The sequence below is a fragment of the Intestinibacillus sp. NTUH-41-i26 genome, from assembly GCF_032769475.1.
Classification (GTDB): Bacteria; Bacillota; Clostridia; order Oscillospirales; family Butyricicoccaceae; genus Agathobaculum; species Agathobaculum ammoniilyticum.
Genome location: NZ_CP136477.1, coordinates 2,661,089 through 2,674,104 on the forward strand (window position 1 = coordinate 2,661,089; position 13,016 = coordinate 2,674,104).

Here is a 13,016-nt window from a genome sequence, read left to right on the forward strand (position 1 = left end):
CCGTTACTTTTTCGTCCTTATGCCGGCGTTGTGGAAACGATCATTTCAAAATGATGCTCCCCCATGACCGAATGATCCACCTCTATCGTATAATCAATCACCAGCTCGCCGCCATTTTCACCCACCGTGTTGCGGATGTGGGAGGTATGCGTCGCAATCGCCATTTCCGTACCGACCGGTGTCTGATACAGCCCGATATGCCGCTCATCCTCGGAGAACAGCATATGGGAGGGGTAGGTCCCCGTCCGGATGAGCGAAACCGTCTTTCCATCCAGCTTGACGGTGGTCCGCGTCCCTTCCAGTCCGGTCAGCTCGCTCTCCTCATAGGCGATGTAATATTTGCCGCCGCGCTCATACAGCGTGGCCGCCGTGACCAGGTCGATCTGTTCCTCCTCGCAGTCCGCAAACTGCTGCGTGGAGCAGATCGACAGCCAAACATCCTTCTTCATATCATTCCCCATTTTCCGTCCGGCGGCGCACCGCCGGCGCTGAACTATCCGGTCAGTACCGTGAAATCTCGACAAGCTCCGCCTCCCCTGCGGCCGGCTGCTGCAAAAATAGGCCGGCAAGCTGGGTAAAGCCCTGCGGGTCGTCCGAAACGAAATACTGCGTGCCCCCCGGTCCTGCGCCCTGCTCAACCTGCGTGCGCGCGGCATTCGCCGCTTCCGCGCCGGAGTCGATCAGCGTCACTCCTTGCATGAAGTCCCCAATCACATCCGCCAGCAGTGGGTAATGCGTGCAGCCCAGGATCAGCGTATCCACGCCCGCCTCCCGCAGCGGCGTTAAGTATTCGCGCACGACCGTTTCGATCACGATGTCGCCGCGCGACACACGACCGTTTTCCACCAGCGGCACGAACAGCGGACATGCGCACACCGTCAGCGCGAGCGGGGAACGCTCCGCGGTCAGGCGGCGCTCATACGCGCCCGACCGCACGGTCGCCACCGTGCCGATCACACCGATGCGCCCGTTTTTTGTTTCCCGCAGCGCGCGGCGGCACGCAGGCTCGACCGTGCCGATGATTGGGATATCGTTTTCCTCGCCGAGCAGGTCGAGCGCAACCGAAGAAACCGTATTGCAGGCGACGATGATCGCCTTCAGGTCGAACTGCCGGAGGAAAGCAACATCCTGCCGCGCGTATTTGATGATAATATCGCGGCCGCGCGTACCGTACGGCACGCGGCCGGTGTCCCCAAAATAGATGATCCGCTCCTGCGGCATGATCTCCTGCAGGCGGCGCACCGCGGTCAGCCCGCCCAAGCCGGAGTCGAACACGCCGATGGCCCGGTTATCCATGGCGCTCCTCCCACGCGAAAGAGATCAGCCGGTCGAGCAGCTCTGGATACCGCACGCCCTCATAATCGAACAGCTTGGGGTACATGCTGATCGAGGTAAAGCCCGGGATGGAATTCAGCTCGTTGAACACGACCTCCCCATCCGCATGGGTGACAAAAAAGTCCACGCGGGCCAAGCCGCGGCAGCCCAGCGCCCGATACACGCGCAGCGCGTTGCGCCGCACGGTTTCGATCTGCCGCTCGGTGATATGCGCCGGAATGTACAGCTTGGAGCTTTCATCCTTATATTTTGCGTCAAACGTATAAAATTCCTGGGTCGGCGCGATCTCGCCGACCGTGGAAGCGACCGGCTCGCGGTTGCCAAGCACCGCGCACTCGACCTCATGCCCGTCAATAAACTCCTCGACCAGCACCTTGTCGTCCAGCGCAAACGCCTCGGTCAGCCCCGCTGCCAGCTCGAGCATGTTGTTCGCCTTGGCCACGCCCACGGACGACCCCTGGGAACAGGGCTTGACGAACACAGGGAACGAACCGAGCTGTTCGGCCGCTGCGCGGACCACGCCCTCGGCGCCCCGCTCAAAGTCATGGCGCAGCGCCAGATAGTATTTCGCCTGCCGCACACCCGCGGTCTCCACCAGCACCTTGGTGATGGATTTATCCATGGAATTCGCGCTTGCCGCGACGCCACAGCCCACATAGGGGATGCCCGCCAGCTCCAGAAGGCCCTGGACCGTGCCGTCCTCGCCGCCCGCGCCGTGCAGGACCGGAAATACGCAGTCCAGCCGGACGGTTTCGGCCGCGCCCTCCCGCAGGAGAACCAGGCCATGCACGCCGCGGTCGGGCGGGAGCAGCGCCGGCACCAGATCCGCCATGCGCTCCCACGAGCCGTTCTCGATCCGCTCGACATCGCAAGTCGGGCAGTAGCGCCATGCCCCGTCGCGCGTGATGCCGACCGCGTAGATTTCGTATTTCGTCCTGTCCAGATTGCGCAGGATGGACGCCGCGGACAGGCAGGATATCTCATGCTCGCTTGAAATACCGCCGAACAATACCGCCAATTTCATTTTATGGAATTCGCCCCTTCTTGCTCTTTACTTCTTTTCATTCGTATACGGATAACATTATACGCCATATAGCGCATAAATACAATGAAAAACTATGCGTTTCCGCGCATCGTTCTTACAAAATTTACATTTGCTTCACACCTTTTTTTGAGATGCCCGTTGACAGCGCATATTATATATCATATAATATTATTGCAAACACAGAAAGAGGTGGCTTCCATGTCTTATCCCATCGCCTCCTCCCTGCTTGACGGTATCGTCCTTGCGGTGGTCGAGCGGGAGAGCACCTACGGCTACCGTATCACGCAGGATGTGCAGAAAGTGCTGGAAATATCGGAATCCACGCTGTATCCGGTGCTGCGCCGCCTACAGAAAGACGGTTGCCTGACGACCTATGACGAGGCCTTCGCCGGACGGAACCGGCGCTACTATAAGATCACCGACCACGGCCGCGCCCAGCTCCGGCAGCACCGGATCGACTGGCAGAATTACCGAAACGGGATCGACGCGATCTTTTTTGGAGGGTAAACCCATGAACAGAAGCGAGTATATGGCCGCGCTGCGCCGCGCGCTCTCCGTCCTGCCCGAGGAGGAGCGCGCCAGCGCGCTGCGCTATTATGAGGAATATTTTGACGATGCCGGTCCGGAAAACGAACGCCGGGTGATCGAGGACCTTGGCGCGCCGGAAACGGTTGCAGGGCAGATCCTTGCCGACTACCGCGAGCTGACCACCGTCCCTCGCCAGGGCGCCGCCGCTTCGGGCGCGCCAGCCGCGCCCAGGCGCGGCTGGCGCGGCATCAACCCCTGGCTGCTGCTCCTCCTCGTCGTGTTGGCGATTCCCATTGGGGTTCCGCTCGCCGGCGCTTTCATTGGTGTATGCGCCGCTGTGCTGGGCGTGCTGGCCGCCGTACTCCTGTCCGTGCTGGCGTTCGTGGTGGTGATCCCGCTCTGCCTGCTGGCCGCGGGCATCGTGCTGTGCGGCATTTCCTTTGTCCTCTGGGGCGCACCCGCGAACGCGCTCGTCACGCTGGGCTGCGGTCTGATGCTGTTCGCGCTCGGCGTGCTGGTGTCACTGTTGGCGATCAAGCTGTGTACGCTGTTTGTGCCGCCAGTGTTCCGCGCCTTTGTCGCGCTGCTGCGTTGGCCGTTCGATAAACTGAGAAGCCGTAATCAGGGAGGTGGGGTGCAATGAAAAAGCTGATCCTTGCCTGCTGCGCGCTGTTCGTGCTGGGCGGCGGGCTTGCCGCGGGCGGCTGGGCGGCAGGCGGCGAGCTGTACAGTTCTTATTACAGCGGCGCGTTCCACTCCCTGCGCGAGACTCTGCACATCCCGCACTGGCGGGAGTGGTGGGACGAGGACGGCGTCCGTCATTCCGGCTTTTTCCATGGCGCGCTAGACGAGATCCAGGACGAGGTGCGCGGCCATATCGACAATGCGCCGGAGGAGGGCCGGCCGGATTCCGACACTTCCCTGTATCCCAGCGGCCGCGCTGGCTATACTGTTTTTTACGGAAAGTCCGACACGCTCCTTCAGGAGCTTGACCTGTCGGTTGACGGAAATAGCGGTTCCGTCCTGGTGAAAGCTGGAACGGATTATACCGTCTCCGGCGGCGCCACCGTCCTGACCGACCATTTTGACGGCGAAGCATGGTCGCTGGCCCTGTTCTGCCGTGAGGGAGAGCAGGTCACGGTCACGCTCCCCGCGCTTGCCATGCTGCGCTCGGTCGGCATCCATTCGCAGGGCTGCAGCCTGGATTTTAACGGCTCCATCGCTGCCAGCGAAATCGATATCGAGCTGGCGGACGGCACGCTGAGCTGCGGCGAGCTTTTCGCATCCGGCGCGCTCGACCTGTCCATCGGAAGCGGGGGCGTCTATGCGGAACGGCTCTCCGCGGCGGAGCTGGATATCGAGGTCGAAAGCGGCGATCTGGACTGCGAAAGCCTGGCTGCAAACGATACCCTGGACCTTACCATTGAAAGCGGCACGGCTTCTGTCGATCTGCTCTCCGCCCCCGTCATTGAAGCAGAGGTCGGCACAGGCAGTCTGGATGCCGGTGTCGCGGTTTCCGACCATTTCGGCTATCAGGCCGTCGCTTCGGCAGGCTCGGTCTATCTGAACGGCACGGAGATCGCCGGAGATATGGCCGGCGCGCATCGCGCTTTCCAAAAGGGCAGCGACCCCATGCTCCGGCTGAACGTTGCGGGCGGCTATATCGAATTGGCCACCGATCCATCAGACGTTTCTGCAACGCGCCATACCGCAAGCTTTCCCTCTTGACGAACCCCTCAAAACAACGTATGATAGATGAAAAGGAGTCTTTACTATGAATGGTAAAAAGCTGTACCGCAGCGAATCCGACCGCATGCTGTGCGGCGTGTGCGCAGGCATTGCGGAGTATTTCCAGATCGATGCGACACTGATCCGCCTCGCCTGGGTATTCCTTTGCTGCTTCGGCGTGTTTCCTGGCGTAGTTGCCTATATCATCGCAGCGATCATCATTCCGACCCAAAGCGCGGTTCAATAAGCCTACCAACGAGAGGATGTGTCCCCCTTATGAATGAAAACCAGCAGCCCCTGCAGGACGAGGAAAACACCGCCAAAGAAAACCAGGCGGCCGCACCCGCCGAAGCCGCGGAAACCGGCGAGCCGGAGCAACCAGAAAGCCCCGCCGAGGACCGCGTATTCGGCATGCCGCGCACCTGCTTCCGCGGCACGGCGCTGGGCGTCGCATTCGGTTTTCTCCTGTGCGGCTTTGCCGGCATCCTGTTTGATGTCCAGTTGGACTCCACTATGTGCGTGATCGTATGCGCCGCAGCCGGCTACCTGATCTCCCGCATGGTGTACAAAAAGCGCGAGACGGACGCATCCCAGAACAGTAAATAACGCAAAAAGCAGCCGGCGAGCCCTGCCTGCTGCTTTTTTGCGCGATATTCCCTTGTCCCCAAAGCAAAGGAGGAAATCTTTCCATGAAAACCGCTGTCGTTTATTTCTCCCTCGGCGGTGCGACGCGCTCGTTCGCCCGTGCGGAAGCGAATGCGCGCGGCGCGGACCTGTTCGAAGCCGTGCCGGAGAAAAAATACAACCCGTTTTCCGCGCTTGTCCGCGGCTGCCACGCCGCCATGCGCCAGAAAAGCGTGCCGCTGTCGGAAGCGCCCGACCTGACCGGCTACGGGCACATCGTCCTGATGGCGCCGGTCTGGGGCGGCTTCCCCGCGCCGCCGTTCAACAGCATCGCCGGCCTGCTCCCGCGCGGCGCGGAGGTGGAGGCGCTGCTCGTTTCCGCCAGCGGAAGCAGTGAAAAAAGCCGCGCCAAGGTGCGCGCGCTGCTGGAAGCCCGGGGCTGTCGGGTCGTCGCCCAGCGCGACATCCGCTCGCACCGATGAGGGCGTACACCTATATCCTGCGCTGCGCGGACGGCACACTGTACTGCGGCTGGACCAACGATCTGACCGCCCGCCTCGCCGCGCACAACAGCGGAAGGGGTGCGAAATACACGCGCGGCCGCGGGCCGGTCACCCTGGCCTACAGCGAGCTGTTCGGCACGCAAGGGGAGGCCATGCGCCGCGAAGCGGCGCTCAAGCGGCTGCCGCGCCCGCAGAAGCTCGCGCTCATCCAGAGCCAGGCGGACGGAGAGCTGCTCACCATTTACGACGCCGACGGACGGCCCTGCGGCGACCGGCCGCGCGCGGTCGTACATGCACAGGGGTTGTTCCATCACGTCTGCCACCTGTGGACGGCCGGCCGGTGGGACGGCACGCCCGGGTTGTGGCTGCAGCAGCGGGCGTTTGACCGCCCGCTCTATCCCGGCGGGTACGATCTCTCCTCGACCGGACACATCGACCCCGGCGAAACGCCCGAAGCCGCCGTTCTGCGCGAGGCGCGCGAGGAGATTGGGCTGGACCTGTCCCCCGACAGTCTGGTTTCGGGCGGCAGCTACCGCCAGCGCTACCCGCGCGGCGAGAGCGGCGGCTTTGACGATGAGTTGGCGTTCGCTTTCCTGACCCGTTTGGACGGCATACCGGCTTTCTCGCCGGGCAGCGAGGTCGTGGGCATGGCTTTTGTCCCGCTGGACGTCTTCGCCGCCGCGTATGAAGGCGCCGCGCCGCTCATGGGGCGGCGCGCGGACGGGAGCCGCCTGACCATCCCGCACGAAAACTTGTGCTGCCTGCACGACGCGGAGTGGGAGGGTGTCCGCAGCGCGCTGCAGACGCTACTCGCCCCCGAAAGCGCAAAATAAAAAGGGCTATCCCTCGGACAGCCCTTTTTCCATTCATTTGCCCATTGCGCCAAGCACAATATTGCACCCCAGGCAGGCCGCGGCGCAGACCGCATACACGACCGCCCGCTGGCGGCACGCCCTCGCCTTGGGATCCTCCTGCTTGTCCGCCTGTTCGGTGCGGCCGCAGATCATGCCGTACCGAAGCTGCTGAAAGATCGTCAGCCCCGCGAATGCGGCGAACATGACGAGCAGCACACGCTGCACGGTTTCCATCTCAGTGGATCAGGTTGAGTACGAGCGCCGCGATCACGAAGATCACGCCGACAACCGAGGTCAGGCGCGCGAAGATCTTATCCGCCGCGGTCGCCTTGCCGGAGCCGAAGAACGTTTCCGCGCCGCCGGAGATCGCACCCAGGCCCTGCTGCGCGCCATTCTGGAGCAGTACAACGACAATCAGGAACAGGCTGGCGACAATCATTACGATTGAAAGAGCGATTTGTGCAGTAGTCATGGCTTTTATTCCTCCATTATTTTATCGCGCGGTGCCGCGCGTTTTACTTGCGTACATGGTACTATATCACACGAACGCCGGTTTTTCAAGTGTTTTTTTACAAAAAAGGCTTCAAAATGCCTTTCAAGGGGTCTCCGGCCACGTTTGCATACACCTTGCGGCCGACAAGGTCCACCACCGCGAGCCGGATCGTCGACCAGCCGCCCTGCTCCCCCTCGTAATGCCGCTCCGCGGACAGCTTTTTAATTTTTTTCTGCAGCGCCTTATCGGCGGGACCGGTAACCAGTATCAGCGAAACCAGGGAAAAGCTGTGCTGTGCGTCCGCCTGCACCAGCGCGTCCTCGGCCTCCGCGGCGTATGTCCACCACCCGTCCAGCGCCGCTTCCTCCAGATCGGGCGCGGCGAACAGCAGCCGGTACTCATGCGCATGGGTGGTGCTGCCGGTCGGCATAATGCCGAGGATCTTGCGCTCGCTGCTGACGCTGAAGCTGCTCAGCAGCGCTGCCGTGCGGCCCGCGACCTCGACGTTCCGCCGCGAAACGAACGCCTCGTCCTGTCCTTCTTGCAGTCTGTCGCGGAACGCAACAAATTCGGTTGAAAAATCCATATCCATCCTTCTTCCGCTCACAGGTCGGGCGGGTATTCACCCCGCCTTGTCATATCCGCGATCGCGGCGCTGACCACCGGCTTATCCTCCCGATAGGTCACGCCGAACCAGCGCGCGTCCGTCGTCAGCACCTTGGCCGAGGCGCGCCCCGCTTCGATCAGCTCGTCCACGGCAAACGGCAGGTAGTATTCGCCTTTCATCGGGTTGAGCGGCAGCTTTTCCGCAAAAAAGCGGCGCAGCCCCTGGTCGAGCGCGGGCAGAAACGAGGGGGTAAAGCCCCAAAGGTTCATGGAAACCGGCGTCCCCTCCGGAATGGCGCCGGCCGGCGCGTCCCCGTCCGCGGCATAGACGATCGCACCGTCCGCGGCGCGCGCGATCGCGGTGCGCTCGACGATGCTGGTCAGGAACCCGTCCCCGTCCGCCGTGCAGACACCACGGGAAACCGTGCCGTTTTCCGTCAGCGTATTCTCCACCCGATAACCGACCATGCAGTAGCGGTATTTTTCGTCGTCCGCCGCCGACGAGAGATAGGCATAAATCTGCCGAAACGCGTCCGCCCCATAAAAATCATCCGCGTTAATGACCGCGATCGGGCAGCCGCCGGCCAGCTCCTTCGCGCACCAGACCGCGTGCGCCGTGCCGAGCGGCTTTTCCCTGCCCGCCGGCGCCGCCAGCCCCGCGGGCAAGCGGTCGAGCGTCTGATAGGCATACTCCACCTGCATGAAACGGCGCGCCTTTTGTCCGATCGCACGCTCAAACGCCTCGTGCAGCTCCGGCCGGATGATGAACACCACCCGTTCAAAGCCCACCCGGTGCGCGTCGTAAATCGAATAATCCAGAATGATCTGCCCGCCCGGGCCGACCGGATCGATCTGCTTGAGTCCGCCGTAGCGCGACCCCATGCCCGCGGCCATGATCACCAAAACCGGTTTTTGCATCGCTTGCTCCCTCTTCCCTGACAGGCACGGCCCTTTCCCGCGCCGCATCGTCCCGCTTTTCCGCGTTTAATTTGCCATCCTTTTGGCATACTTTATTATTATACAAGACCGTATCAGAAAACACAAGATGTTTGCACACCGCTTCGGGTTTTTTGTAGAAAAACATGAAAATCCGCAAAAGGCCTTGCGGACGATTGCAAAATCAGGGGAAAACTGTTAAAATATTGCCGTTAAAAATATATCAGAGTGTAAAACGCGATCTGTAGAGAGAGGATTTTGTTTCGATGCGTAAAACAAAGATTATTTGCACGCTCGGCCCCGCGACCGACGCGGTCCTGCCCGAAATGATTAAGGCGGGCATGAACGTTGCCCGTATGAACTTCAGCCACGGCTCCCACGAGGAGCACAAGGCGCGCATGGACGCCGTAAAGGCCGCGCGCGCGGCGCTTGGCATGCCGGTCGGCATCATGCTCGATACCAAGGGGCCGGAGATCCGGACCAAGACATACCAGGACGGCAAAATCGAAATCGTGGAGGGGCAGGAATTCACCCTGACCACCCGCGATATCGAAGGCGACAATACGATCGTTTCCATCACCTATGACGGCCTGCCGAACGACGTCAAGCCCGGCACCCGCATCCTGATCGACGACGGCTTGGTGGCGTTCGACGTGGTGGAGATCAAAAACGGCACCGACATTGTGTGTAAGGCGCTCAACGGCGGCCCGCTGTCCAACCGCAAGTCCATCAACGTACCCGGCATCAAGCTGAACATGAAGTTCGTCTCCGACAAGGACCGCGAGGATATTGAGTTCGGCCTGACCCAGGGCATTGATTTCATCGCCGCCTCCTTTACCCGCAGCGCGCAGGACGTGCGCGACCTCAAGGCCATCCTCAAGGCGCACGGTAAGGAGGATGTCGAGATCATCTGCAAGATCGAGAATATGGAAGGCGTCAACAACATCCAGGAGATCCTGGACGAGGCCAACGGCGTCATGGTCGCCCGCGGCGACCTGGGCGTTGAGGTCCCGTTCGAGGAGCTGCCCGAGATCCAGAAGAACATCATCAAAACCTGTATCTCGCGCGGCAAGCGCGTCGTGACCGCGACCCAGATGCTCGAATCCATGGCCAAAAACCCGCGCCCGACCCGCGCCGAGGTTTCCGACGTTGCCAACGCCGTTTACGACGGCACCAGCGCCATCATGCTGTCCGGCGAAACTTCGGTCGGCAAGTATCCGGTCGAGACGGTCGCCACCATGAGCCGCATCGCGGAGAACGCGGAGCGCACCATCCACTACGACCGCCGCCGCACCACCCGCTTGGAATTCCAGAACATGAACGTCGGCGGCGACCCCAAAACCAACGCCATCGCGCACGCGACCTGCTCGACCACGCACGACCTCGGCGCGAAGTGCATCGTCGCCTTCACCGACTCCGGCATGAGCGCGCGCGCCGTATCGACCTACCGCCCGGGCGCGGCCATCATCGGCGCCACCCCGTCCGAAAAGACCTACCACCGCCTGACCATGTCCTGGGGCGTCACGCCGGTGCTCGTCCCCAACCGCCCGTCCTCGGACGCGGAGCTGTTCGAGCTTTCCGCCAAGGCGGCGGTCGCGTCCTGCGGACTCGAGGCCGGCGATATTATGACGGTCACCGCCGGTGTGCCGATCGGCAAGGTCAACTACACCAACAGTCTGCGTGTGCTGCAGCTCACGGAGGAGCTTCTCGCACACGGCTTCCAGGACTGATCTTCCCATGTCGGTAAAACGCTTCCAGCGCAGCCTCGTGCGCGTGCTCACCGTGCTTGTGGTCATTTCCATCTTGGCCTGTCTGGGCCTGTACCTGTACCGGATGTTTTTCGGCTACAACCGCGATTCCTCCCTGTTTGAGGCGGACCTCGCCGCCGGCGTTAAGGCGGACGAGAACATCACCAATATCGCCCTGTTCGGCTTGGACGTCCGTCCGGAGGAGGAGAACTGCCGCTCGGACACCATGATGATCGTCACGGTGGACAACACGCGCGGCAAGATCAAGCTGATCTCGCTCATGCGCGATTCGCTTGTCTCGATCGACGGATACGGCGAGACCAAACTCAATGAGGCCTACTTCTACGGCGGGCCGAGCCTTGCTATACGCACCATAAACGAGAGCTTCGGCACGGATATTACGGACTATATCGCGGTCAACTTCAACCAGCTCGTCGAGATCATCAACGCGATGGAAGGCGTTGAGATCGACGTGCAGGATTATGAGCTGGACGAGCTGAACCGCGTCATCCGTGATTACGGCCTGGAACAGGGGCAGACCTTCCAGAGCGTGCAAAGCGCCGGCCTGCAGACGCTGGACGGCGTGCAGGCGCTGTGCTACGGGCGTATCCGCAAGGGCGGAACCGGCGACGACTGGGGGCGCGTGGAGCGACAGTCAATCGTGCTGAACGCGCTGTTTGACAAGGTCCAGTCCCTGAGCGCCAGCAGGTTGATCGGCCTGATGCAGAAGTTGATGCCCTATGTGACGACCTCGCTTTCCCCGACCGAGATCGCGCCGCTCATCGTCGGCGCGGTCAGGAACGGCATGCCTGCACTGGAGCACACCCGCGTCCCGCTGGACGGGGAGTGGAACTACTACGGCTCGTCCGGCGAATATATCCTGTACGACCTGGATGTCGCCGCGGACCATATCCACGAGTATATTTATAACGACGTTTTCCCCGGCGATACCTCAGGCTCCCACGCCGCCAACGGCACGGATGCAGGCAACGGTTCCGGCACGGACGGTGCCGGCCCCATGGGCGGCATCGATTTTGATGAGCCGCCGACCGCCCCCATGACCACGGACGATTCGCTTTCGTCCGGCAGCGCCGAGGACCCAGCCTCCCTCGCGGAGGAGGGCGGCTGGTACGACGAGGAAACCGGCGATTATTACGATTCCGACGGAGACCGCTATTATCTGGACGAAAGCGGAAAACGGGTGTATTATTAAGTCAATATGATCGATGCAAGGGGGTATGACACACGATCATACCCCCTTATTTCAGAATTCTGAGAAAAAAGGAAGACCTCTGCTATGTATGTGAAACGTGTTCTCCCCAACGGCGTGCGCCTGATTACCGAGCGGATCGACACTGTGCGCACCGCGTCCGTCGGCATCTGGGTCGGCAACGGCAGCCGCTATGAGCCGGCCGCGCTCGGCGGCATCTCGCACTTTATCGAGCACATGATCTTCAAGGGTACGGACAAGCGCTCCGCCCGGCATATCGCCATCGCGATCGACGCGCTTGGCGGACAGGCCAACGCATTCACAGACAAGGAATGCACCTGCTACTACATGAAGGTGCTGGACAAGCGCCTGCAGACCGGCGTTTCCATCCTGGCCGATATGTTCATGCACTCCCGCTTCGCGCAGGAGGATATCGACCTGGAGCGGGGCGTCGTGCTGGAGGAGATCGATATGTACGAGGACTCGCCGGAGGACGTGGCGATCGACAAGCTATTTGAGGCCTGCTACGCCGGCTCGGCGCTCGGCCGGCCCATCCTCGGCACGGCCGAAACGCTGCAGACGATCAACTCGGAAGCCATGCACGACTACATGCGCCGCTATTACCGCCCCGCGGACACCGTGGTATCCGTTTCCGGCCACTTCACGGAGGAGGACCTGGATTACATCGCGGAGTTATTCTCCCATATGGAGGGCGAGGGCCGCAACCAGATCACGCCCGCCGCTTACCAGCCCAGCCTAGTGCTACGCGAAAAGGAGATCGAGCAGAACCACCTGTGCCTGTCCTTCCCCGGCGTTTCGCTCCTGTCCGAGGAGCGCTTCGCCATGAACCTGTTAAGCTCCATCTTGGGCGGCGGCATGTCCTCCCGCCTGTTCCAAAGCGTGCGCGAGCAGAACGGCCTCTGCTATTCGGTCTATACCTTCACCACCCCGCATCTGGATACCGGCCTGTTCTCGATCTACACCGGCCTCGGTCCGGAAACCGAGCAGAAAGCGCTTGCGCTGATCGTGCGCGAGCTGCATGAATTCTGCGATAACGGTCCGGAGCCGGATGAGCTGTCCCGCTGCCGTGAGCAGGTCAAGACCAACCTGCTCATGGGGCTGGAAAGCACCGGCACCCGCATGATGACCATTGGCCGCAGCGAGCTGCTGCGCGGAGAGGTTTCCGCGATCGAGCAGGTGCTCGGCGCTTATGATCGGGTCACGGCCGACGACCTGCTTGCGCTCGCGCGCCGTGTGTTCGACTTTTCGCAGGCCTCGCTCGCCGTGGTCGGGCAGCCGGAAAAGCAGGAGACCTACCGCGCGCTGCTGCAGTAACGGCCAGCCTCCTCCCCGTCTCTTGACATCCCCCCCTGTTCTGGTATACTATACACACAGAGAGTAAACGG

Annotated in this window: 17 protein-coding genes; 10 read left to right on the plus strand and 7 right to left on the minus strand. The window is 61.7% G+C overall.

What is annotated here, in order from left to right:
• Positions 1–17 precede the first annotated feature (17 nt).
• The 3 genes from RX717_RS13815 to RX717_RS13825 are packed head-to-tail and all read right to left on the minus strand — an operon-like array spanning position 18 to position 2,359.
• Positions 18–449: a DUF1934 domain-containing protein gene (locus tag RX717_RS13815; protein ID WP_159068162.1), complete on the minus strand. Its 432-nt coding sequence runs from the start codon at positions 447–449 to the stop codon at positions 18–20.
• A gap of 52 nt (positions 450–501) precedes the next feature.
• Positions 502–1,296 carry a glutamate racemase gene (gene murI / locus RX717_RS13820; RefSeq protein ID WP_054327017.1) on the minus strand — a complete coding sequence of 265 codons (795 nt, stop codon included), beginning with the start codon at positions 1,294–1,296 and terminating at the stop codon, positions 502–504.
• On the minus strand, positions 1,289–2,359 hold the full coding sequence (locus RX717_RS13825; RefSeq protein ID WP_054327018.1) for a D-alanine--D-alanine ligase family protein: 1,071 nt from the start codon (positions 2,357–2,359) through the stop codon (positions 1,289–1,291). Before RX717_RS13825 ends, murI begins: the two co-directional genes overlap by 8 nt.
• Before the next feature lie 219 nt (positions 2,360–2,578).
• Here RX717_RS13825 and RX717_RS13830 point away from each other — a divergent pair, with 219 nt between their 5' ends.
• The 7 genes from RX717_RS13830 to RX717_RS13860 all read left to right on the plus strand — a co-directional run bounded on the left by RX717_RS13830 (position 2,579) and on the right by RX717_RS13860 (position 6,596).
• A complete protein-coding gene (locus RX717_RS13830; RefSeq protein WP_054327019.1) occupies positions 2,579–2,887 on the plus strand; it encodes a PadR family transcriptional regulator in 309 nt (102 codons plus the stop codon).
• 4 nt (positions 2,888–2,891) lie between these two features.
• Positions 2,892–3,551, plus strand: a complete 660-nt coding sequence (locus RX717_RS13835; RefSeq protein ID WP_054327020.1) for a DUF1700 domain-containing protein — start codon at positions 2,892–2,894, stop codon at positions 3,549–3,551.
• Positions 3,548–4,636, plus strand: a complete 1,089-nt coding sequence (locus RX717_RS13840) for a DUF4097 family beta strand repeat-containing protein (protein WP_107631587.1) — start codon at positions 3,548–3,550, stop codon at positions 4,634–4,636. The genes RX717_RS13835 and RX717_RS13840 overlap by 4 nt, the downstream gene beginning before the upstream one ends.
• A 46-nt stretch (positions 4,637–4,682) precedes the next feature.
• Positions 4,683–4,883, plus strand: a complete 201-nt coding sequence (locus tag RX717_RS13845; RefSeq protein WP_054327022.1) for a PspC domain-containing protein — start codon at positions 4,683–4,685, stop codon at positions 4,881–4,883.
• Positions 4,884–4,912: 29 nt separating this feature from the next.
• The gene (locus tag RX717_RS13850; protein WP_107631586.1) at positions 4,913–5,242 is read left to right on the plus strand and encodes a hypothetical protein; all 330 of its coding nucleotides are present in this window, start codon (positions 4,913–4,915) and stop codon (positions 5,240–5,242) included.
• Positions 5,243–5,325: 83 nt separating this feature from the next.
• A complete protein-coding gene (locus tag RX717_RS13855; protein ID WP_054327024.1) occupies positions 5,326–5,742 on the plus strand; it encodes a hypothetical protein in 417 nt (138 codons plus the stop codon).
• Positions 5,739–6,596: a GIY-YIG nuclease family protein gene (locus RX717_RS13860; protein WP_107631585.1), complete on the plus strand. Its 858-nt coding sequence runs from the start codon at positions 5,739–5,741 to the stop codon at positions 6,594–6,596. The genes RX717_RS13855 and RX717_RS13860 overlap by 4 nt, the downstream gene beginning before the upstream one ends.
• 33 nt (positions 6,597–6,629) lie before the next feature.
• Here RX717_RS13860 and RX717_RS13865 read toward each other — a convergent pair whose 3' ends face one another.
• The 4 genes from RX717_RS13865 to RX717_RS13880 form a co-directional block, all read right to left on the minus strand.
• On the minus strand, positions 6,630–6,851 hold the full coding sequence (locus RX717_RS13865; protein ID WP_054327025.1) for a hypothetical protein: 222 nt from the start codon (positions 6,849–6,851) through the stop codon (positions 6,630–6,632).
• A 1-nt stretch (position 6,852) separates the two neighbouring features.
• Complete coding sequence (secG, locus tag RX717_RS13870) at positions 6,853–7,089, minus strand: preprotein translocase subunit SecG (protein ID WP_054327026.1); 237 nt, start codon at positions 7,087–7,089, stop codon at positions 6,853–6,855.
• 97 nt (positions 7,090–7,186) lie between these two features.
• A complete protein-coding gene (locus RX717_RS13875) occupies positions 7,187–7,696 on the minus strand; it encodes a hypothetical protein (protein ID WP_107631584.1) in 510 nt (169 codons plus the stop codon).
• A gap of 17 nt (positions 7,697–7,713) precedes the next feature.
• The gene (locus RX717_RS13880) at positions 7,714–8,634 is read right to left on the minus strand and encodes a sugar phosphate nucleotidyltransferase (RefSeq protein WP_107631583.1); all 921 of its coding nucleotides are present in this window, start codon (positions 8,632–8,634) and stop codon (positions 7,714–7,716) included.
• A gap of 284 nt (positions 8,635–8,918) precedes the next feature.
• Between RX717_RS13880 and pyk the strand changes: the two genes are divergently transcribed.
• From pyk to RX717_RS13895, 3 genes are all read left to right on the plus strand, one after another.
• Positions 8,919–10,382: a pyruvate kinase gene (gene pyk, locus RX717_RS13885; protein ID WP_054327030.1), complete on the plus strand. Its 1,464-nt coding sequence runs from the start codon at positions 8,919–8,921 to the stop codon at positions 10,380–10,382.
• A 7-nt stretch (positions 10,383–10,389) separates the two neighbouring features.
• The gene (locus RX717_RS13890) at positions 10,390–11,613 is read left to right on the plus strand and encodes an LCP family protein (RefSeq protein ID WP_316960398.1); all 1,224 of its coding nucleotides are present in this window, start codon (positions 10,390–10,392) and stop codon (positions 11,611–11,613) included.
• 84 nt (positions 11,614–11,697) lie between these two features.
• Positions 11,698–12,945, plus strand: coding sequence for a M16 family metallopeptidase (locus tag RX717_RS13895; protein ID WP_107631582.1), 1,248 nt, complete (start codon positions 11,698–11,700; stop codon positions 12,943–12,945).
• Positions 12,946–13,016: the final 71 nt, after the last annotated feature.

Bases quoted from the DNA above. Each gene is read 5' to 3' on its own strand.
- RX717_RS13815 (WP_159068162.1), bottom strand. From the start codon at position 449: ATGAAGAAGGATGTTTGGCTGTCGATCTGCTCCACGCAGCAGTTTGCG.
- murI (WP_054327017.1), bottom strand. From the start codon at position 1,296: ATGGATAACCGGGCCATCGGCGTGTTCGACTCCGGCTTGGGCGGGCTG.
- RX717_RS13825 (WP_054327018.1), bottom strand. From the start codon at position 2,359: ATGAAATTGGCGGTATTGTTCGGCGGTATTTCAAGCGAGCATGAGATA.
- RX717_RS13830 (WP_054327019.1), top strand. From the start codon at position 2,579: ATGTCTTATCCCATCGCCTCCTCCCTGCTTGACGGTATCGTCCTTGCG.
- RX717_RS13835 (WP_054327020.1), top strand. From the start codon at position 2,892: ATGAACAGAAGCGAGTATATGGCCGCGCTGCGCCGCGCGCTCTCCGTC.
- RX717_RS13840 (WP_107631587.1), top strand. From the start codon at position 3,548: ATGAAAAAGCTGATCCTTGCCTGCTGCGCGCTGTTCGTGCTGGGCGGC.
- RX717_RS13845 (WP_054327022.1), top strand. From the start codon at position 4,683: ATGAATGGTAAAAAGCTGTACCGCAGCGAATCCGACCGCATGCTGTGC.
- RX717_RS13850 (WP_107631586.1), top strand. From the start codon at position 4,913: ATGAATGAAAACCAGCAGCCCCTGCAGGACGAGGAAAACACCGCCAAA.
- RX717_RS13855 (WP_054327024.1), top strand. From the start codon at position 5,326: ATGAAAACCGCTGTCGTTTATTTCTCCCTCGGCGGTGCGACGCGCTCG.
- RX717_RS13860 (WP_107631585.1), top strand. From the start codon at position 5,739: ATGAGGGCGTACACCTATATCCTGCGCTGCGCGGACGGCACACTGTAC.
- RX717_RS13865 (WP_054327025.1), bottom strand. From the start codon at position 6,851: ATGGAAACCGTGCAGCGTGTGCTGCTCGTCATGTTCGCCGCATTCGCG.
- secG (WP_054327026.1), bottom strand. From the start codon at position 7,089: ATGACTACTGCACAAATCGCTCTTTCAATCGTAATGATTGTCGCCAGC.
- RX717_RS13875 (WP_107631584.1), bottom strand. From the start codon at position 7,696: ATGGATTTTTCAACCGAATTTGTTGCGTTCCGCGACAGACTGCAAGAA.
- RX717_RS13880 (WP_107631583.1), bottom strand. From the start codon at position 8,634: ATGCAAAAACCGGTTTTGGTGATCATGGCCGCGGGCATGGGGTCGCGC.
- pyk (WP_054327030.1), top strand. From the start codon at position 8,919: ATGCGTAAAACAAAGATTATTTGCACGCTCGGCCCCGCGACCGACGCG.
- RX717_RS13890 (WP_316960398.1), top strand. From the start codon at position 10,390: ATGTCGGTAAAACGCTTCCAGCGCAGCCTCGTGCGCGTGCTCACCGTG.
- RX717_RS13895 (WP_107631582.1), top strand. From the start codon at position 11,698: ATGTATGTGAAACGTGTTCTCCCCAACGGCGTGCGCCTGATTACCGAG.